13 protein-coding genes are annotated in these 21,649 nt (G+C 57.4%); 9 read left to right on the plus strand and 4 right to left on the minus strand.

Features of this window, described 5'->3' with window-relative positions:
* Positions 1-177 precede the first annotated feature (177 nt).
* Entirely contained in the window at positions 178-2,163 is a 1,986-nt protein-coding gene (locus tag M5R41_03015) for a T9SS type A sorting domain-containing protein (GenBank protein MCZ7555361.1), read from the plus strand.
* A 263-nt stretch (positions 2,164-2,426) separates the two neighbouring features.
* Here M5R41_03015 and M5R41_03020 read toward each other — a convergent pair whose 3' ends face one another.
* The 3 genes from M5R41_03020 to M5R41_03030 all read right to left on the minus strand — a co-directional run bounded on the left by M5R41_03020 (position 2,427) and on the right by M5R41_03030 (position 7,461).
* Positions 2,427-4,832 (minus strand): PKD domain-containing protein, encoded by a 2,406-nt coding sequence (locus M5R41_03020; GenBank protein MCZ7555362.1) that lies wholly within the window; start codon positions 4,830-4,832, stop codon positions 2,427-2,429.
* 428 nt (positions 4,833-5,260) lie between these two features.
* Positions 5,261-5,860, minus strand: a complete 600-nt coding sequence (locus tag M5R41_03025) for an indolepyruvate oxidoreductase subunit beta (GenBank protein MCZ7555363.1) — start codon at positions 5,858-5,860, stop codon at positions 5,261-5,263.
* Positions 5,857-7,461 carry a thiamine pyrophosphate-dependent enzyme gene (locus tag M5R41_03030; protein ID MCZ7555364.1) on the minus strand — a complete coding sequence of 535 codons (1,605 nt, stop codon included), beginning with the start codon at positions 7,459-7,461 and terminating at the stop codon, positions 5,857-5,859. The genes M5R41_03025 and M5R41_03030 overlap by 4 nt, the downstream gene beginning before the upstream one ends.
* 211 nt (positions 7,462-7,672) lie before the next feature.
* Between M5R41_03030 and M5R41_03035 the strand changes: the two genes are divergently transcribed.
* The 6 genes from M5R41_03035 to M5R41_03060 all read left to right on the plus strand — a co-directional run bounded on the left by M5R41_03035 (position 7,673) and on the right by M5R41_03060 (position 16,674).
* Positions 7,673-8,758: a PA0069 family radical SAM protein gene (locus tag M5R41_03035; protein ID MCZ7555365.1), complete on the plus strand. Its 1,086-nt coding sequence runs from the start codon at positions 7,673-7,675 to the stop codon at positions 8,756-8,758.
* 116 nt (positions 8,759-8,874) lie between these two features.
* Positions 8,875-9,567 (plus strand): response regulator transcription factor, encoded by a 693-nt coding sequence (locus M5R41_03040; protein MCZ7555366.1) that lies wholly within the window; start codon positions 8,875-8,877, stop codon positions 9,565-9,567.
* Complete coding sequence (locus tag M5R41_03045; GenBank protein ID MCZ7555367.1) at positions 9,568-11,403, plus strand: cell wall metabolism sensor histidine kinase WalK; 1,836 nt, start codon at positions 9,568-9,570, stop codon at positions 11,401-11,403.
* Positions 11,400-12,080, plus strand: a complete 681-nt coding sequence (phoU, locus tag M5R41_03050; GenBank protein MCZ7555368.1) for a phosphate signaling complex protein PhoU — start codon at positions 11,400-11,402, stop codon at positions 12,078-12,080. The genes M5R41_03045 and phoU overlap by 4 nt, the downstream gene beginning before the upstream one ends.
* A gap of 25 nt (positions 12,081-12,105) precedes the next feature.
* Positions 12,106-14,346, plus strand: a complete 2,241-nt coding sequence (locus tag M5R41_03055; GenBank protein ID MCZ7555369.1) for an inorganic phosphate transporter — start codon at positions 12,106-12,108, stop codon at positions 14,344-14,346.
* An 81-nt stretch (positions 14,347-14,427) separates the two neighbouring features.
* Positions 14,428-16,674 carry an inorganic phosphate transporter gene (locus M5R41_03060; GenBank protein ID MCZ7555370.1) on the plus strand — a complete coding sequence of 749 codons (2,247 nt, stop codon included), beginning with the start codon at positions 14,428-14,430 and terminating at the stop codon, positions 16,672-16,674.
* A gap of 1,103 nt (positions 16,675-17,777) precedes the next feature.
* Here the strand turns inward: M5R41_03060 and M5R41_03065 are convergent.
* Positions 17,778-18,893, minus strand: coding sequence for a hypothetical protein (locus tag M5R41_03065; GenBank protein MCZ7555371.1), 1,116 nt, complete (start codon positions 18,891-18,893; stop codon positions 17,778-17,780).
* 135 nt (positions 18,894-19,028) lie between these two features.
* Between M5R41_03065 and M5R41_03070 the strand changes: the two genes are divergently transcribed.
* Positions 19,029-19,931, plus strand: a complete 903-nt coding sequence (locus M5R41_03070; protein ID MCZ7555372.1) for a DMT family transporter — start codon at positions 19,029-19,031, stop codon at positions 19,929-19,931.
* A gap of 224 nt (positions 19,932-20,155) precedes the next feature.
* Positions 20,156-21,592 (plus strand): hypothetical protein, encoded by a 1,437-nt coding sequence (locus M5R41_03075; protein MCZ7555373.1) that lies wholly within the window; start codon positions 20,156-20,158, stop codon positions 21,590-21,592.
* The last annotated feature ends 57 nt before the right edge of the window (positions 21,593-21,649 follow it).

Genomic DNA, 21,649 nt, shown 5'->3' on the forward strand with positions numbered 1-21,649 from the left:
GTATTGATATAAGGACACATATGTCTTAAGCATCGTCCAGGACAGGCGAGCGGCTCCTGCACAGGAGTCGCGTACCCTTCAGGCGTGCAATCCGGGCGATGCGGCATATTCATGAAGAGTCATCCGGGCACGCAACAAGCACCTTTCACATATCTGTACCTTCAGGAGGCTTTTCGTATGAAACAGTGGGACATCTCTTCCGTTCACACCGTCAACCGCATGCTTCTCCTGGCCTTTCTCATCGTCTGTTTCGAATCCGCGAGTGCCCAGCGCTTCCGCGAGGTGGACGATTATGGCTGGGCGAGGGGCGAGAATCACACAGCACCGTTTCTGGTGGATATTGACGGCAACGGTCTGCTTGATCTGATTGTGGGCACGGAATACAGCGGATTGATGCGCTGGGAGCAGAGTGCGGGGAATCCGGACCAGTTCCGTCGAATACAGCGCGATTTTCTGATGCCGGCTGAGGGGTCGCGTGTCTGTCCGGTGTACCACGATCTGGACGGCGATGGCAAGCTCGATCTGCTGCTTGCCGACCAGGCGGGCTGGGTGCATCACTACGTGCAAAAGGAGGCACACAGTACAGAATTCACCCTGTACAAGGAGAAAATGTCGGATATCAAGGTCTGGTCCGCAGGAAGAATCTGGCTGGGCGATCTGGATGGAAACGGGCTGCTGGATATCATCACGGGCAGTTCGCAACAATCCGTCTTTCGTTACGAACAGAAGTCAACACAGTCCTTTGAATTCGCCAAAATGCGCGATGTGCGTATTCCGATCAGTACCTACTACCTCGCACCGACGCTGCACGACATAGACGGCGACGGACTGCTCGAGATGCTGCTCGGAAGTCACGATTTCAAGATCCGTCTGCTCCGGCAGCATGCGGCGGTGAAGGATTCCTTCCTGCTCGTGTCGGATACGTGGAACGGTATTATTGACGTCGAGAACGCCACGCCTGTGCTCACCGATGCTGACGGCGATGGTTTACTGGACATGTTCTGTGGGAGCAAGGGCGGACTGATTCATCATTATGAGCAAGTAACCCCGAACGGCTTGGACGGCTGGGTGTTACGGAGCAATAACCTGCTGGGCACCTGGGATTTCGGCTTGCGAAGTCATTCCCTTGTGTACGATCTGGACAAGGACGGCAGGCTGGACATTTTGCGCACCGATGTTCCCGATGAAAGTGATTCGAGAGACAGAGCGGTGCAGCATTTTCGGCAAACAGCCATCGGGGCGCTGACCGTAGAGCATGTGGGGGTTCTTCCGGGTATCGTTGCGGGGATTCACGACAAGCTCGCGGTGACCGACCTGGACGGAGACGGACAACTGGATTTCTTTCTGATCCGCAATGGCAAGGGCATGGAGCATTACCGGCAACGCAGCGGCGCGCCATTCGCATTCGACCTGGTAACGTCGAATTTCCTGTCCGATATTCCATGGACCGACCCCTTCGTGCCCTCGGTCGTCGATCTCGATGGAAACGGGAAGCTGGATATGCTGCTGTTCTACTCGAATAATCGCGTTGCGCGCCTCGAACAGCAGACGCCGGGATCGTTATCTTTCGTCATGCTCGAGGAAAGCTGGATGAATTCGCAGGAGTTTTATCCCGACGCGCATATCCTGGATTACGACAGGGATGGCTTGTACGACATGATACTGGGTGGACGCATGGGGAAGCTGGCGCATTACCGCCAAAGCGCCGCGAATGCGACGACGTTTGAGAAAGGGAACCTCGACCTCTCCGCGATAAACGTCAAACTGCATTCACAGCCCTTTGTGGTGGATGTGAACGATGATGGACGACTCGATTTCGTGGTGGGCGACGGAGCCGGAGGGTTGTCGCTGTACACGAATGAAGGACCCGCTTCGGTACCGTCCCGCGAAGCTGTCTCCGGTGATTTCCGAATTGCGCGGCTTTCACCCAATCCAAGCTCGGGAGCTGCGGCGCTGGCAATCGAGTTGCGCAAACCGCTGCGTATCACTGTCGCTGTGTATGATGTGCTCGGCAGAGAAGTCGCGCGTCCGTTGGACGGCGTGACGATGCGTGAAGGCCTTCAACATATCGGCCTCGAGTTACAGGGGTTGCCCGCCGGACAGTACTCCGTGCTGGCGGAAGCGGATGGGCAGAATAGCGCGGTGACACTGATCAAGCACTAGCGCGTATGCATTCGGATGCCCCTGGTCTGGTCGCGCGCTGCGAAGGATACGCATTCGCAAGCGCTTGCATACCGCTACGATATCAGAACAACGGGATTGCGCGCACCCGCTGTGCGCAGCTCCGGCAGACTGGTGAGCGCAACATTCGCTGACATAATAATGGCGCGACCGGAACATGACTCCGGTCGCGCCGTTTCGTTCAGCAGGCAGAGTGCCTTCAGGCGGAGCTGGAGAACTCGTGCCGGGCCTTTCGGCCTGCTCGTTCAGAGCCCGACCACCATGACGCGGGTCTGGCGTGTTCCCTGCGCATCGAGGTGGTAGTAGTATGTACCCGCGGGAAGCAGCCGCGCATCGAACGCGACAGTATGCCGGCCTTCGGGCAGCCGGCTGTCGAGCATCGACCGCAGTTCCCGACCGAGAAGATCAAATACCCTTATCCGCACATCTGCCTCGGCCGAGAGTTCGAAGTCGATATACGTAAGCGAGACGGCAGGATTCGGATAGTTCTGCTCCAGTACACAGTGAAAGGGCTGGGCAGGCGCTTCCTTCAGCGCTGCTTCGCACTTGCTTATCACACCGAGACTGCTGTTGAAGGTTCGGCCGCTGACGGAGACGTCTGTGACTGTGAAGCACCAGGTGCCGGATGGATTTTTCACCGGCGCAGTCTCCAAAATGACCTGACCGTTGCTGCCCGTATTGCCATTGAGCGTACCGGAGTTCGGGCCGCTGTAACTCACACCCACAGCCGCTCCCGCAACAGGGAGTTGTGTATCATCGAGTACGAGAATGACGTCCCGGCCAGCCCATTTACCCCCTGGCTTGGAAACTCTGCTGACTGTCTGATTCCCGACGTAGGCATAGGCATTCGCGGAGGCGACAGTGACAGTCACCTTGACTGTGACGCTCGCGTTTCCATCATCCGTGACGGTAACCTTTGCGGTATATACGCCGGGTGAAGTGTACGTGTGGTTCGCGGTATGCATAGTCGCACCAGCGGCGATGCTGTTATCCCCAAAATCCCACTCATACAGCACGATACTGCCGTCGGCGTCGGAGGCCGTCGCGGTGAATGTCACTAACTGAGGAGCGGTACCCTGGAGAGTCGAAGCAGAGAGCGTAACCAAAGGCGGAAGATTGTAGATGTAGTCCAGCGGTTGCGAAGGATCGAGCACCCACGGCTCGATGCCATGAACTCCGTCATTCTGCCAGAAAAAAAGCTTTCCCAGCGCAAGTGTGGGCCAGGCGATAATTGTGGCGGGGCAGCCGGTGCATACATCCTTTACCATGCGCGTACCCTGTGCGCTTCCGTCGCTCTGCCACATTTCGAAGCCATGTGTCCCGTTATTAGCGACGAAGTAAAAAGTGAAGCTGTTTTCATGGTACACAACAGGGAAGAAGCCGTCAGGATAATTCGGATTGAAAGTTGATCCCGACCATCCCGGATCTGAGGTGTATCGAAGCGGCTCGCAGTCGCCGCCCGGATTAATGCGCATAACGCGCGCAAGCGCCGGTTGCGCGGCTGGATTGTACGACCAGAGTTGTCGCCCCTCGATACCGTCAGTTGCAGTGAAAAACAGCGTCCCATTGACGGGCGTCAGCCACTGTGGTGTGGACGATGCAGAACCGGAACAAATGTCGGCGATCATCATGGTCCCTTGCGCTGTGCCGTCGCTGCGCCAGAGCTCGACACCGTTGCTGCCGTCATTCGCCGTGAAGTACACGTAACTCCCCATCGAGACGAGCCACGAGGGATTGGAGCCTGTGGAGCCGGGATTGATGTCCTTCACTTGTAACGTGCTCAAAGCGGTGCCGTTGGTGATCCAGAGTTCGCTGCCGGTGCTAAGCCGTGTGTTCACAAATACCACGGACGAATTATGGGCTTTGAAAAAGGCTCGACCATCGCCGGGAGATACGAATTCGCCCTCCTTCGTATTGCTTGTAAGGAGGATCGAACCATTGGCGGTGCCGTCGGAGCAGGCGAGATCGTTGAATTGCGTGCCCCAGGGGATTTTCGCTTTCGATACATGGAAGTAGAGTTTTCCGGCTGTGGAGGTGAGATACCCGATTCCGGAACCATAGGGCGAGGTCGCGAAATCCTTTACCAAATACGTGCCACCGGGTGTTCCATCGCTGCGGAAGATCTCGTGGCAATAAATAGTGAAATGCTGATTTCCTGGTGGGTTGTACGTCTTTGTCCTGTTGGCGGCGTGGAAGTACGCAATGCCATTCAGCTCCACGAAATCTCCCGGATACGATGGTTCGCTGCCCGGGAAAATGTCCTTCACCAACACAGTACCCGGCGCTGTACCATCGCTTTTCCAAAGTTCATGACCCGGAAGAGCGTCACTCTGGCCGGTGATGAGCAACTCACCGCCGAGCGCAATCATGTTCCAGACACCACCGTCCGGTCCCGGGTAGAGATCCGTGACACGGATGGTTTGCGTGCTGCCGTCTGTCTTGTACAACTCTGAACCGTAGATGTTGTTGTACATAGCGAAATAGAGTAAGCTGTTCAGCGGTGCGTTCTGTTTGCTGAAAAAGGAGAAGCTGCTGGAAGCTGTTCCCGGTGTCAGGTCCGAAAGAAGCTTCGGATTCGCCGTTTGCCCTCGAACAGTCGATCCCATCAGCAGAATTGTGAGTGTTGCAATCAATGTTGCCCAGCGTTTCATTCCGTCATCTCCGTGCTTCGTGTGCGTTTTCGTGGATTGAACATGTAGTGCAAGTGAATCGGATACCGGTTGAGCGATGCGATGGAGCGCGGGTTCTATGCCACTGCGCCATGCGGATAGAGACACGGATCAAAAATAGAATATAACGGTGATAATATCCATTGAAAATGCCGTACGACACAGGGGGATGAACTGTTGTGGGACCGGGTGTTTGAATGACATGCGCAATTTAGCGCTATCGTGTAACGCGAGGAAATGGGTATCACCACCCATTTTTCTAGGTGTTGACACGGACAATGCGTCTGTGCAGCTTCCGCGACAAACAGCCGAGAATGACAAAAAAAAGGGGCGCGGTGCTTGCCGCGTCCCCGGGAGGATGGGAGAATGCTTGCGGCGGCTGTGTGTGAGCCGCCTGCAGAGGAAACGCGCTACACGCCGTGCGCCGCGAGATCCTTGGCGTCGGCGTAGGCGCGGCCGGCGCGCAGCGCGGCGATGTTCTGCTGCACCACGGCATCGCCCTTGCGCTGGAAAATGGCGGTAATGGAATGCTCCAGCTCTTCGGTGCTCATGCCCACATGCCCTGAAGCCGCGCCCAGGATGACGATATTCATGGAACGCGCGGTTGCGACTTCGCGCGCGAGTTTATCCGCATCGATGAGCACGCTGCGGGGCATGGCCTCGATGGTGGCCCACACCTGCTCGTGATCGGGGTAATTCGGGATGTTGACGAAGGGCTTGCGGTTCGCGATCAGCCAACCGTCGGGCGCGAGAAAGCTGGTGTAGCGCAGCGCTTCCATCGGTTCGATGGAAATAATCAGATCCGCCTTGCCCTCGGGAATGAGATCGGAGTGTATGACCTTGTCGCTGATGCGCAGATGCGATTGTACGTCGCCTCCGCGCTGCGACATGCCGTGCACTTCGGCCTGCTTGAGATACAGCCCGCGCTCCACCGCGGCGTGCCCGATAATGGTGGCAATGGTCAGAATACCCTGTCCGCCGACGCCGGCGAGAATGATATCGCTTTTCATTTCGCGGCCTCCTTTTCAAGCATTTTCGAGATTTTCAAGGTCTGAATGCACTCCCGGCGTTCGATGATGACGGAAACACCTTCGTAATACAACTCTTCCTTGATCACGCGCATGTTGTCATCGTGATTTTTTTTCAACGGCTCCACGACGCGTACATGGTCTTTGGGTACACCGAGACCGATGCAAATGTCCTCGAGCTTCCCGCGCGCCGAAGAGGTCTGTCCGCCCGTCATCCCCGTAGTTTCATTATCCACAATCATGACGGTGATGGGTGAGTTCTCGATGATGGCATCGAGCAGACCGGTCATGCCGGAGTGCGTGAAGGTGGAATCACCGATCACCGCCACGGCAGGGAAGAGGCCCGCGTCCGCGGCACCCTTGGCCATGGTAATGGAGGCGCCCATATCCACGCAGGTATTGATGGCGTTGAAAGGCTCGAGTGCGCCGAGGGTGTAACAGCCGATGTCGCTGAACACGCGGCCGGGCTCCAGCTCTCGCAGTACTTCGTTCAGCGCGTTGTAACTGTCTATGTGCGGACAGCCGGGACAGAGCTCGGGCGGACGCGGCTTCACGATCTCGGCTTTGGGTTTGCCTGTCTCCACCGTGCGGCCGAGCGCGGTCGCAACGATGTTGGGATTGAGTTCCCCGGCGCGCGGCACCGTGCCGTCGAGTCGTCCGAGAATGGCGTAGGATTCATCCAGAAGTCCGCGGATCTGCTCTTCGAGGAAGGGAGCGCCGTCCTCGAGTATCAGCACCTTGTCGCAGGACTTGAGAATGGTGCGGATCATGTTCCGAGGCGCGGGATACTGGCCGATTTTGAGTACGGGATGCGGACAACCGTCCTGGAAATTTTCCATCAGATAATTGTGCGCGATACCGCAGGCGATGATACCGAGCGTGCGGTCGGGGCCTTCCGTGTAGCTGTTGAATGGGGACTGCTCCGAATCCTCTTCGAAGCCCGCCTGTTTACCCAGCAGACTTTGGTAATTGCGGCGGGCGATACTGGGCAGGAGCACGAACTGCCGTTTGTCCTGCGGCAGGGTGAGGGCGTTCGCGTCGCGGGGCTCCCGCAGTTCCACCCCCGAGCGCGAATGCGCAAGCCGCGTGGTGATGCGCACGAGCACGGGCGTCCCGAATTTTTCAGAAAGATCGAAGCCGTAAGACATTGCATGATATGCTTCCTGCTGATCGGCGGGCTCTATCATCGGAATGAGGGCGAATTTGCCGTAGAATCGCGAGTCCTGCTCGTTCTGCGACGAGTGCATCGAGGGATCGTCCGCGGCGACGACGATGAGGCCTCCGTTTGCGCCCGTGATGCCCGCATTGATGAAACCGTCCGCGGCCACGTTGAGACCGACGTGCTTCATGCAGGCCATGGCGCGCTTGCCGGCGTAGGACATGCCGAGGGCGGCTTCCATGGCGGTTTTCTCATTGGCGCTCCAATCGCTGTGTACGCCGCGTTCGCGCGCGGCTTTCGATCGCTGAATGTACTCGGTAATCTCTGTCGATGGGGTGCCCGGATAGGCGTACACACCGGAAAGCCCGGCATCGATCGCGCCCTGAGCGATGGCCTCATCCCCGAGCAAGAGCATACGTTTCATAACTTGTCCTCTGTATTAAGAGTGTCGAAGGTGTTGCAATTCCACGTCCACCCCTGTGGGTGTCATGAAAGATAATACCGGTTGGTCTTTTATCCTAGAACGTTGGAGGAAAAACAACGGGAGCGACGACACGGAGCCGCGGCATGGCATTTCCCGTTTCGGGGCGTTGCCCGGCCTTTCATTTTTTCCACCCGCGCAGCAAATTACCCGCATGAGCGAACAACCCGATGAGAAAATACCACCATCACGCAAGCTCACGCGTGGACGCGGGAGCGGGAGTAACCCGCGGAACCGCTTTGAAAGCATCCGTATCGAGCGGGACAGCGACTACGACGACAGCGAAGACGCCCCGATACGCACGCAATTCCTGCGTGACGACAGCAAAAGTGTGATAGCCTACAATACGAGTCCCGATATCGGATTCGAGGCGAGCATCAATCCCTACCGCGGCTGCGAGCATGGCTGTACCTATTGCTATGCCCGACCGTTTCACGAGTACCTGGGATTCTCCGCCGGTCTGGATTTCGAAACCCGCATTCTCGTGAAAGAGAAGGCACCGGAGCTGTTGCGCAGGGAATTGGGCAGCGCGAGTTGGAAACCCCGGGTTCTGGAATTGAGCGGCGTGACGGATCCCTATCAACCAGTGGAGCGCGCGCTGCGCGTCACGCGCGGCTGCCTGGAGGTACTCGCGGAATGCCGTAACCCGGTGCAAATCATTACAAAAAACGATCTCATCTGTCGCGACAGCGATCTGCTCTCGGAACTCGCCCGCTACCAGGCGGCGGCGGCTGTCCTCTCCATCACCACGCTCGACACCCGGCTGGCGCGTGCGCTCGAACCACGCACTTCCACCCCGGAACGGCGTCTGGAAGCGATTTCAAGACTGAGTGAGGCCGGAATTCCGACGGGCGTGAGCATCTCTCCGGTGATTCCCGCGCTGACGGATGAGGAAATGCCCCGCATTCTCGCGGAAGCGGCGCGCCATGGAGCGAGCTTCGCGTTTTTCATTCCGCTGCGCCTGCCCCATGCCGTCGCATCCCTTTTCACAGACTGGCTCGAGGTGCACCTGCCGGACAGGAAGGAAAAAATCCTGAACCGGATTAAATCCATGCGCGGGGGTGCATTGAATGATGCGCGTTTCGGCTCGCGCATGCGCGGACAGGGCATACACGCGGAGCAGTTCCGGGCACTGTTTCACGCGGTGTGCAGGAAGGAAGGGCTTGACGGACCATTTCCGCAGCTTTCGACCGGGCATTTTCGCAGACCGGCCGCCGCCGGTCAACTTCGCCTGTTCTGAATGCTTTCAAGCACGGCCGACGAAAAAATAATGCAATCCTCGCAGAACCCTAACACGATCCTAACAATATTAGCCGGATATTTGAATAGTTCTGTATCACGATTGCGGCATCACACATGTCGAAAGCAGGAATACTGGTTGTGGAAGATGAAGAGGAAATCCTCGAACTCATCACCTACAATCTCAGTCGCGAAGGGTACGACGTTCGGGCCGTCAGCGCCGGCGAGGAAGCCCTGAAGCTCATTCAGAACAAAGCGCCGGATCTGATGCTGCTCGATCTCATGCTGCCGGGCGTGGATGGTCTCGAGGTTTGCAAGGCCGTAAAAGGAAATCCGGCGACGAAAGACATTTCCATCATCATGCTCACGGCGCGCAGCGAAGAGGCGGATATCGTGACCGGACTGGAACTGGGCGCGGACGACTACATCACGAAACCCTTCAGCCGCAGGGTGCTGCTCGCACGCGTAAAAGCGGTGCTGCGTCGCCGCTCAGAACCCGAAACTCCCGAATCGGGAGGCATTCTGCGCATTCACAACATTCTCATCAATCCCGGACGTCACGAGGTCCTGATAGACGATCAGGAAGTGCAGCTCACGCTCACGGAGTTCCGCGTCCTGCATTTCCTCGCGAGCCGTCCCGGATGGGTGTTTACCCGCTCGCAGATAGTGGAAGCGGTGCGGGGCGACGGCTATCCCGTGACGGACCGCTCGGTGGATGTGCAAATCGTCGGATTGCGCAAAAAATTGGAGGATGCCGGAAAATATATTGAAACCGTACGTGGTGTCGGGTATCGGTTTATGGAGCCATAAATGCCGAAAAAGAGGCTGTTCTGGCAGCTGTATGCATCGAATTTTCTCATAGTCTTTCTCGCTCTTTTTGCTTTCACATTTTTGACCACCAGCTCCGTCAACAGCATTCTGCTCAGGCAGGTGTCGGCGGATCTCAAGGCAAGAGCAATGCTGCTGGAAGACGTCGTGCGCGAGCATATCGCGGATTCCACCTATAACGCATTGGAAGAAAAATGCGCGCGGCTGGGGAAGAACAGCGGCACGCGCATCACCGTCATTCTGGCCGATGGCTTGGTCATCGCGGACTCCGACAGGCCCGCCCGCACCATGGAGAACCACGCCGCACGGCCCGAAGTGCAGGACGCGCTGCACGGTCGCCACGGCTCGTCGACGCGTTTCAGCGAAACCGTGCAGCAGAACGCCATGTATTCCGCCGTACCGATCCGTCGCGGGGATACGGTGTTTGCGGTGCTCCGTGCCGCCGTACCGGTGCACACGGTGGAGGGTACCATCAGGAATATTCAATGGAATATTGTCATCGGCGGTATCGTCATCACGCTGCTCGCCGGTGTCGTGAGTCTCTTCATTTCGAGAAATATTACCCGTCCCATCGCTGAATTGAAGCAAGGGGCGCGCCGCTTCGCGGAAGGGGATCTCGATTATCGCCTGACCGTGCCCGAGGCGCATGAGCTGCGCGATTTTGCCGAGGTCATGAACACCATGGCCGAGCAGCTGCAGGACCGCATCAGCATTATCGTGCGGCAAAACAGCGAGCAGGACGCGGTGTTTTCCAGCATGATCGAGGGGGTGCTCGCCTTCGATACCGAGGAACGGCTGATCAACATCAACACCTCCGCCGCGCGCATGCTCAGCATACAACCCGAGCGGGCGCTGGGGAAATCCATTATCGAAATCATCCGCAATGTCGGCCTCCAGCGCTTCGTGGGCGAAACGCTCGCCAGCGGCAAGCCCATCGAGGGCTACATCACCATACTCGAGGAACAACAGGAGCGCTTCCTCCAGTCGCACGGCAGTCTGCTGCGTGACCAGGCGGGCCGCGTGCTCGGTGCGCTCGTCGTGTTGAATGACGTGACGGAACTCCGCAAGCTGGAGACGGTGCGGCGCGATTTCGTGGCCAACGTGTCGCATGAATTGAAAACGCCGATTACCAGCATCAAGGGCTTCGTGGAAACGCTGCTCGACGGCGCCTTACAAGATAAAGAAGATACCCTCCGTTTTCTGGGCATTATTTCCCGGCAGGCTGATCGGCTCAATTCCATTATCGAGGATTTGCTCAGTCTCTCGCGCATCGAGCAGGGCGCGGAGAAGGAACAGATCGAATTCGCGCAAACCGCCATCGGGGACGTCCTTGCCTCCGCGGTCCAATCCTGTCAGATGGATGCGGACGCGAAACGCATGACGCTGCTTCTCGACTGCCCGCCGCTGTTGCGCGCCGAAGTGAACTCCGCGTTGCTGGAACAGGCGCTGGTCAATCTCGTCAACAATGCGATGAAATACAGCGAAGACGGCAAGCGCGTGTGGGTGCAGGCGGCCGTGCAGGACGACGAGCATCTCACCATCACTGTGCGCGACGAGGGCTTCGGCATCGAAGCCGAGCATCTGCCGCGGCTCTTTGAGCGGTTTTACCGTATCGACAAAGCCCGCAGTCGCACCATGGGCGGAACCGGCCTTGGCCTCGCTATTGTCAAGCACATCGTGCAGGCGCATCATGGACAGATCGAAGTCAGCAGTTCACCGGGCGCCGGGAGCACCTTTGTCCTGCGTCTGCCGCTGATACAGCGTCGCTCCGAAATGCCGCTGTCGGGCACTGGTGGCTCCGAAGGAGGAATGAAATGAACGCCGACGCACCCGCCTACGATATGAAGCAACTGCGCATGAAGCTTTTACGGCTGAGCGCTCTCGCCGAGGAGAATACCCGTCGTGCGGTGCTCGCCCTGCGTGGCCGGGACCGCGCGACAGCAGATGTGGTCATTGCGAACGAGGCGGAAATCAACGCTCTCGAAATAGAAATCGAACAGGACTGCGTACGACTGCTTTCCAATGGCATCAACGAACGTCGCGACGTGCAGAACATCGTCAGCGTTCTGCGCATCAACACCGATCTCGAGCGCATCGGAGATCTCGCGGCCAATGTTGCGCGGCACGTGGCTGACGTAAGTCAATGCGAGCAGGCTTTGTTGCCCGCACAATTGCTGCGAATGGCGGACTGTGCCCTCGCGATGCTGCATCAGGCCCTCGATGCCTTCGTGGATCTGGATGCCGTGTCCGCACGCGAAGTCTGCGGCCTGGATGACGAAGTGGACGAGCTCAACCGCGTGGTTCATTCGTTGGTGCGGGACCGTATCGTGGCATCTCCGCAACTCACAGACAATCTGCTCAGCGTGCTCGGCGCGGCCCGGCAGCTCGAACGCATAGCCGACTGCGCAACCAATATCGCCGAAGACGTCCTGTATCTGGTCTCCGGCTCCGTATTCCGTCACAGCAAAACCGACTCTCACGCAACGGATGCGTGAAATACACCACTTTTTCACACACACAATGGAAATCTACTACGTCATTCTCGCAGTTCTGCTCCTCGCCGCAATCGCCGATCTCGTGGTTGGTGTAGCCAACGACGCGGTGAATTTTTTGAATTCGGCTATCGGATCCAAGGTCGCACCGCGTGTGCTGATCATGCTGGTGGCTTCGGCGGGAATTATTGTTGGCGTCACCTTCTCCAGCGGCATGATGGAGATTGCGCGAAAGGGCATCTTCAATCCCGAAATGCTGACCTTTCCGGAAGTCATGATCATCTTCGCGGCCACCATGCTGACGGATGTATTGTTGCTGGATTTGTTCAACACCTTCGGTCTTCCAACCTCAACGACGGTCTCGCTGGTGTTCGAGCTTCTGGGCGCGGCCTTTTCGATTTCTCTCGTAAAGGTGTTGCAGGATGGCGGTGGTGTGAGCGAGGCGCTCGCGTTTATCAACACGGCGAGTGTGCTGAAAATATTGTTCAGTATCGTGCTCTCCGTCGTCGTCGCTTTTATTGCGGGCGCGCTGATTCAGTATCTCTCCCGTATGCTGTTCACTTTCGACATCAATTCACGCATCAAGCGGTATGGTTCCATCTGGGGAGGGGCCGCTCTGGCGGGGATTACGTATTTTCTGCTGGTCAAGGGCGCGAAGGGAGCATCTTTTCTCGATGCGTCTCAGGCGACCTGGTTAAAGGATCACGCATTGATGCTCGCCGGGCTTTCCCTCGTGTTCTGGACGCTCGTCATGCAGTTCGTTTCACTGTTCACCCGCGTCAATGTGTTCAAGCCCGTCGTTCTGGCGGGGACCTTCGCATTGGCCATGGCGTTCGCGGCGAACGATCTGGTGAACTTCATCGGTGCGCCGCTCGCCGGTCTTGCGGCTTTCGAGGAAGTGCAATACCTGTCGGATCCGCTGAACACCCTCATGGGATCTCTCGCCGAACCGGTGCGTGCCAACACGATGATGCTTCTGATTGCGGGACTCATCATGGCGGCGACACTGTGGATGAGCAAAAAGGCGCGTACCGTCACAGCCACTGAAGTGAATCTCGGACGGCAGGGGGAGGGTGCGGAGCGGTTTGAAGCGAATCCCATCGCGCGTTCCATCGTGCGCATGGTGCTTTCGGTGTTCCGCTTTTTCGGATATGTAACACCCGCATCCTGGAAGCGGGCCATCGAGCGCCGCTTCGATACCTCGAAGTATCAGCCGGTGCCGGACGAGAACGGCGAGTATCCCTCCTTCGATTATCTTCGCGCCTCGGTCAATCTCATCGTTTCGGCATTGCTGATCTCCTTCGGGACGACGCTCAAGTTGCCGCTTTCCACCACCTATGTGACCTTCATGGTCGCCATGGCCACAGCGTTGCCGGACCGCGCCTGGGGGAGGGATTCGGCTGTCTACAGGGTGTCCGGTGTGCTCACCGTCGTCGGCGGGTGGTTTTTCACCGCGCTGATAGCCGCGAGTTCGGCGGCGCTCATTGCCGTCATCATTTTTTACACGCAGCTTCCCGGACTCATCGCCATCATGCTGATTGCGTTGCTGCTTTTAGGCAACAGCATTCGCGTGCATCGCCGGAGAGAGCGGGAGCACGAAGAGGAAAACCGCTATCTCATATCTCCGTCCACTATGGCGGAAGCGTCGAAGCGCATTCGTACCGAAGTGTCGGATATCATCGCGGGCGTGGCCGAGACGGTAAGGAAATCCAACGACGGTCTCGCTTCGGAGAATCGCCTGCTCATGAAGGAGGCGCGTGATCAGGCCCGCACCTTGGCAAAACGCGGGAAGGGCATGGCGCATTCCGTGATGAACACCGCGCATCTCGAAGAGAGCGAGGATGCCGTAGATGACAAATCCTATGCGGAAGTCATCGGCTCGATTTCTCTGCTGCTTCGCGGATTGCGAAACATGACAGGGCAGTGTTATACCCACGTCAATAATAACCACCGTGCCCTCACGGAGGAGCAAATTCTTGACCTGAAAGAAATCGAAGCCGGACTGCTGCATTTTCTTGAACGGCTGTCCGCAGAGATAAAAGACGCGCAACCCGAACTTTCGTCCGACACGGAGTCTGAGGCGGAGGGTATTGTGAGCATGATCAGAAAGGCCGACAAACGCCAGTTGAAGCGCTCGAAGAAGGAAAAGCAGACGACGCGTAGCAGCCTGCTCATGCTCGAAATATTGACCGAATATGAAGAAATCGTGTATCATACCATGGCTCTCCGGAGACGGAGCGCGCAGCTTGCCGATACACCCGGGCTGTAATCCGGACCCGCACCGCCCCCTCAATGGCGATCGTGTTTGCCGGAACACCGATGACAACTTTATTCACAACATGATACAGTGATGGAAATCTTTTACTTCATTCTCATCATCCTCGCGATCGCCGCCGTGACCGATCTCATGGTCGGCGTCGCGAATGACGCAGTGAATTTCCTCAACTCCGCCGTCGGTGCCAAGGTGGCTCCGCGCACTGTCATTCTCATCGTCGCCACCGCAGGCATTCTCGTGGGTGTGACGTTTTCCAGCGGTCTCATGGAGATTGCCAGGAAGGGGATATTCAATCCCGGCATGCTGACCTTCCCCGAGGTCATGTTCATTTTTGCGGCAACGATGCTGACGGATGTGCTCCTCCTGGACTTTTTCAACACCTTCGGTTTGCCGACTTCCACCACGGTGTCGCTGGTGTTCGAATTGCTCGGTGCCGCTTTCGCCATCTCCCTGATCAAAGTGTTGGAGACGGGAGGCGGTGTCGCCGAGGCGCTGGCATTCATCAATACGGCCAGTGTGTTGAAAATCATCTTCGGTATCATATTGTCCGTTGTCGCCGCCTTCCTTGTCGGCTCACTGGCGCAATATCTTTCGCGTATGCTCTTCACCTTCGATCTCAACTCGCGAGTGAAGCGATATGGCGCGCTGTGGGGAGGCTTCGCGCTGGCGATCCTTACCTACTTCCTCCTCGTGAAAGGCGCGAAAGGGGCGTCGTTCCTCGAGCCCGATCAGGCCGACTGGTTAAAAAGCAGCGCGCTGTGGCTTGCCGCGCTGTCCATGCTGTTCTGGGCGTTGATCATGCAATTGCTCACATGGTTCACGAAAGTCAACATTTTCAAAATCGTCACGCTTGCCGGGACTTTTGCCCTTGCGATGGCCTTTGCGGCGAACGATCTCGTGAATTTCATCGGCGCGCCGCTCGCTGGCCTTGCTGCATTCGAATTCGCCGATGGCAGCCCCAATCCGCTGACCATGACGATGGAGGCGCTGTCGGACCCCGTTCGGGCCAACACGTATCTGCTGCTTCTCGCCGGTATCATCATGGCGATCACTCTGTGGGTGAACAAGAAGGCGCGTACCGTCACAGCGACGTCGGTCAATCTTGGAAGACAAAGCGAAGGCTCAGAGCGCTTCGAATCGAACGCGGCCGCCCGTTCCATAGTCCGTCTCTTCCTGTCGGTGATCCGCTTTTTCTCGTTGATCACGCCGCCGGCAATGAAAAAATGGGTGGAGGGACGTTTCGATACCAGCAAATTCAAACCCGTACCCGATGAAAACGGAGAGGTACCGGCGTTCGATATGTTGCGCGCTTCCGTGAGTCTCATCGTTGCCGCGCTGCTGGTTTCCATTGGTACGACACTCAAACTGCCGCTCTCCACCACCTATGTCACCTTTATGGTGGCGATGGCGACCGCGCTCCCCGACCGCGCGTGGGGAAGGGACTCCGCCGTGTATCGCGTGTCCGGCGTGCTCACCGTTGTGGGCGGGTGGTTTTTCACGGCCATCATAGCGGCAAGCGCAGCAGGTATTGTCGCAACGATTATCTACTTCACCGAGCTGCCCGGTCTCATCGGGCTGACTGTCCTCGCTGTCTTTCTTCTCATTCGGAGCGTCAGGATACACAAAACCCGTGAAGCGGAAGCCGCCGAGGAAGCGCGTACGCTCGTCACCGCCGACACTGTGGAGGAAGCCGTCACGACGTTGTACAACGATCTCAGCACGCTGATCACAGCCACCGGCGAGATTCTGCACGGCACGAACGATGGCCTTGTCACCGAAAACCGCATGGAACTCCGCGAGATGCGCGAAAAAGCCAAGCAACTCCATAAGCGCTCAAAAAACATGGCCACCGTCATTCTGCAGACCTCAAAATTGGAGGAGAAGGACGACGCGGTGGAGGATCGCACCTACGCGGAAATCATGAGTTCTATGACGCTGCTGCTGCGCAGTTTGCGCGATATGACCACGCACTGTTACTCCCATGTCAGCAACAATCATCAGCCGATGACGGAGGAGCAGATCAACGATATTCACGATATCGAACGTGAGTTACTCGAACAGCTCGACATCGTGGCATCCAGTCTCTCGGCGGCCGATTTCTCCCGCGTCGAGCAGGTCAACATCGAAACGCAGGACGTACGCGACCGCATCCGTAAAGCGGACAAGCGTCAGCTCAAGCGTTCGAAAAAGGATAAGCAGACTACCAGAACCAGTTTACTTTTCCTGGAAATGCTCACCGAATACGAGGAAATCATTTACCATACCAGGACGATTTACGAATTATGCCTGTCCTGTCAGGTTGACCCGCCCGCACAGGGATAAGCCGGATAACAGCAATAGGAAAAGCAAAGCGCCCCGCAATACACGGGGCGCTTTGCATCAGAGAGCGAAGGCGGTCTGTCGCTGACTCCGCCATCCTTTACAGTAGAGCGAAAGCGGGAGCTTCATGGAACGCCCACTTTTGCGCCGAATGTGGGAGCTTCATGGACCGCCCACTTTTGCAACGAATGTGGGAGCTTCATGGACCGCCCACTTGTGCGCCGAATGTGGGAGCTTCATGGAACGCCCACTTTTGCAGCGAATGTGGGAGCTTCATGGACCGCCCACTTCTACACCGAATGTGGGAGCTTCATGGAACGCCCACTTTTGCAGCGAATGTGGGAGCTTCATGGAACGCCCACTTTTGCAGCGGATGTGGGAGCTTCATGAACCGCCCACTTGTGCAGCGAATATGGGAGCTTCATGGAACGCCCACTTTTGCAGCGGATGTGGGAGCTTCATGGAACGCCCACTTGTGCAGCGGATGTGGGAGCTTCATGGACCGCCTACTTTTGCACCGAATGTGGGAGCTTCATGGAACGCCCACTTGTGCAGCGAATGTGGGGACTTCATGGACCGCCCACTTCTGCATCGAATGTGGGAGTTTCATGGACCGCCCACTTCTACACCGAATGTGGGAGTTTCATGGACCGCCCACTTTTGCGCCGAATGTGGGAGCTTCATGGACCGTCCACTTGTGCGCCGAATGTGGGAGCTTCATGGAACGCCCACTTTTGCGCCGAATGTGGGAGCTTCATGGACCGTCCACTTTTGCGCCGAATGTGGGAGCTTCATGGAACGCCCACTTGTGCAGCGAATGTGGGGACTTCATGGACCGCCCACTTCTGCATCGAATGTGGGAGTTTCATGGACCGCCCACTTCTCCACCGAATGTGGGAGTTTCATGGACCGCCCACTTCTGCATCGAATGTGGGAGTTTCATGGGACGCCTACTTGTGCAGCGAATGTGGGGACTTCATGGACCGCCCACTTCTGCATCGAATGTGGGAGTTTCATGGGACGCCTACTTGTGCATCGGACGCATACAAAAGCGCCCCGCAATACACGGGGCGCTTTGCTTTTGTATAGCAATGGCAAAGTGTCGATCAGAACCCGTACTCTACGGAAAGCTTCAGTATCTCCGTCAGTCCGTCTCCGTTTTTGTCGAGCACTTTTTCAAAATCGACAAGCAGCTTGGACTTCTTGTGAATATGCCAGGTCGCTCCCACTATGATCGTATTCTCCTCCCATTCGCTCGGGGAGTCCGGCAAAGCGAAATGATCGTAGCGACCGAACACGCTCAACGGTGTTTCGGGAATGCGGATATCGGTGAATGCCGACCAGCCGCTGTTTTTTTCAGCGATGCCGTCCGCATTGACGGTCTTTCCTTTGTAATCCCCTGTACCAGTGAAGTAGGTGAGCGCGACAACCAGTCGTTGATGCTCGAAGCTGAGATGGCCGACATTTTTCTTCCAATCCACGCTGCGCTCCACATTGCCTTTTCCGTACGCGCCGGCGTAGGTAAGTTGCATGCCCGGAATGATATCCGGCAACGGCCGCACGCTGATGCGTCCCTCGATGGACTTATTGAGGTTATGTTCGATGGCGTGATAGCCGCCACCGTTGAACAGCCCCAGCGCCACGCTGCCATAGCGGCCGGGATAAGACGAAGAGACGGTTTTCTGGTACTCTTCGGGCATCTCGCCGCCAAGGAGCGCACCCAGCTGGGCGCCGAAATCGGCGGAGTTGAGTACATCACCGCGCTCGAGAAACATCGGACCCTGCACACGGTAGAGATTGATCTTTTGCTCGAATTCCAGCCAGGGGCGGCCAATGAGACCGAACTCGAGGTAAGGCGCCTGGAGGAAGGACAGGTCCGGAAGAGACGCTGTGACATAGCAATATTTCAGCCGCAACTCGAGATCGCCTTCGCCGTCGCCATCCCGGTCCACCGCTATGTCTGGTGTGACGCGACCGTTGAGCCAGGGGAGCACCTCCGCCCGAATGTTGATATACGCCCTGTTGATGAAGAAATTACTGTAGGGGACGCCGCTGACCCTGCCATCTTCATAGGAAATGAAGAATTGACCGCCGACCTGAACGGGGCTTTTGGCGGTGACGGTTTTCGGGACGTTGTTGGGGGTATCTGCAGTGGTTTGCGCCGCCACGTGCCCGCAGAGGGCACATATGAGCATCGCGCCGGCAAGTGCCAAGCGTTTCATCGGGTTCTCCTGTGTGAATCAGATGGATGGCCGGAAAGAGCATGAACCGGCTCAATACTCCAAAATGGAGAAGCGCGTTTGATTTTCCAACATCCGTTTCATTCCTCGACGGAGCGGAGTATCTTGCATCCGTATATGGCAATATCACGACAACAACGCGCGCTCCTCTATGCACTGGGTTCGGTATTGTGCTGGTCCACCGTCGCCACGGCATTCAAGCTTGCGCTGCGCGATGTCGGCGTGCCGGCGCTGGTGCTCTATTCCACGCTGACGTCGGCGTTGGTGCTGAGCGCGATTGTGGCGGCGAGCAAGCGACGAAACGCCCTGCGCGACCTGACGGCGAAGGACGTGTTGCTCTCCTCAATCATGGGCTTGCTCAATCCTTTCGCCTATTATCTCGTGCTGTTCCGTGCGTATGATTTGCTTCCCGCGCAGGAAGCGCAGCCGCTCAATTACACCTGGCCCATCGTACTCTCGCTCATGGCGGCGCTCCTGTTGGGGCAAAAGGTACGCGGGAAAGACGCGGTTGCGATGCTGGTCAGCTTCTGCGGCGTCATCGTCATCTCCACCCGCGGTGATGTGGGCGGTCTGCATTTCACCAACCCGGAAGGAGTCGCTCTCGCCGTTGGGAGCTCTGTCATTTGGGCATCGTATTGGATACTGAATATGCGCAGCACCATCGATCCCGTGCTGCGCCTCGCATTGAATTTCTGCGCGGGCACAGTGTACATCGCGGTCTTCGTTCTCCTGGTCGGCGCGGATCTGTCCGCTTCACCGTCAGGAGCGCTTGCCGCAGTATATATTGGGCTGTTCGAGATGGGGCTGACCTTCGTACTATGGATGAGCGCGCTCCGTCATGCGCGAAGCGCGGCCACCGTGAGCAATCTCGTGTATCTGTCCCCGTTCCTCTCGCTGTTGATCATCGCGACAGTGTTGGGCGAAAACATTTATCCTTCGACGCTCATCGGTCTGGTGCTGATAGTTGGCGGGATTCTCTGGCAGCAATTCGGTGAGCGGTCCGGAAGCGGAGCTGTGTAGCGTGCAGCCGTGTAGTCACGATAGCGCGCCGGGGAGACGCACCCCGGAAGGGGTTGCCCGGCTTAGTGTACCGTGCCTCGTTCTCCCGGGGATCGCATGCGTGTTGATCTGTGGCGCGAAACAGAGCATGTCCGGGGGCCTCCGACCCGCTACGATTGAAATACGTGCTTAACTTTTATCTCCTTCGTCCGTAATCTTACCGTACACTCAACAGCGGGAAACAGATGAACACAAGCGATACCGAACTCGTGCTGCGCGATCTCCGGAAGCAGCTTCCCCGTCTCAAGGGGCGAATTACGGCAGCGGATGCCAGTGCGGCGACGGGGCATTCCTACGATGCCGTCCGCGATGCGCTAGACGAACTGATGAACATCTTTGTCTGCCGACTGCAGGTCACCGAATCCGGTGAAATCCTCTACGATTTCGGAGGCAGCTTGCGCCGGCGCGGCAGCAAGACCCTGCGGGAACGTTTGGGTGATGCAGGTCGCTTTCTCTGGAAAGCCTTCACCATCGGCTTCAAACTGTGGATAACCGTCATGCTCGTGGTGTACTTCACCGCCTTCGTCGTCATCCTCATTGCAATGCTGCTGGGAGGGAAGGATACGAAGAGGGGAATCAAGCTCGGATGGATAGCCGATCTGTTCGCGGACATGTTCCGAATCAGAGGCGCGCGAATGGCTGTGGGATACGCTGTAGACAGCGATGGCTTACGGCACAGAGAACTCCGGCAGATCAGGCGGCGTCAACCCGACGTCACCGAGGAAAACAAACGTTTGGTTCAATCCGTGTACGATTTCGTTTTCGGTCCGCCGCGTCCGGACTTCGATCCCTTCGCGAATGAGAAGGAAGTCGCGGCCTGGTTGCGTCGCGAGAAGGGGATTCTGACAATGACCGAGCTGGTGGCGCTCGCCGGCTGGACCTACGACGAGGCCTCGGAGCGCATGGCGGAGTATCTCACGCGCTTCAAGGGCGATGCGGATATTACGGAAGACGGCGTACTGATCGGGAGATTCGATCGTTTATTACTGTCAGGCGACCGCGCAGCGGGAGGAGGGAAGGTCGAGTTGTTCTGGGATGAATATGAAGCGCCGTATGTCATGACGGGGAATTCGACAGGCCGTAACGCCTTCATTGCTTTCATGAACGGCTTCAATCTGCTGTTTTCGCTGGCGATGTTTTCTTCGCCCGGGGGTATGGCAATAGTGATGGAAAATGCGGGAATTCCGCTCGCGCCGGATTTCATCCATGTTGTGTTCGGTATCGTGCCGCTGCTCTTCTCCGTGATCTTCTTCGCCGTGCCACTACTTCGTTTCCCATCTGTCTGGCGTGCGGAGCGCCGGCGACACTTGCGTAATCTCCGCCGGCGCATTCTGCGCATCGTTTTCGAAGAGCAGGGACGTCCGTTTACGGCCGCGCAGCTGCATGCGCGCATCGCGGCAGCGGGAGGGAAGGTTCCCAATCTGAAAGAACTGGAGGCCGCGCTCGCCGCTCTGCTGCCATATTTTGACGGGCGGACCACCTTGGAAGACGACGGAACCGTGCTTTACGTCTTCGATCGTGTCGGGCATGAAGTGCAGGTGGCTCGCAGGGAACGGACCGTCCGTCAAACCCCAGGCCTCGGGAAGGTGCTCTTCGATACGGGCGAGTCCACGACGCTATGAGCTGCCACAGTGAGCGCAGAAAGGGAACTTGCTCCGATGGGCGGCGCAATCCTGTGA

This window comes from Bacteroidia bacterium (genome assembly GCA_027493955.1).
GTDB lineage: Bacteria > Bacteroidota > Ignavibacteria > SZUA-365 > SZUA-365 > JAOSJT01.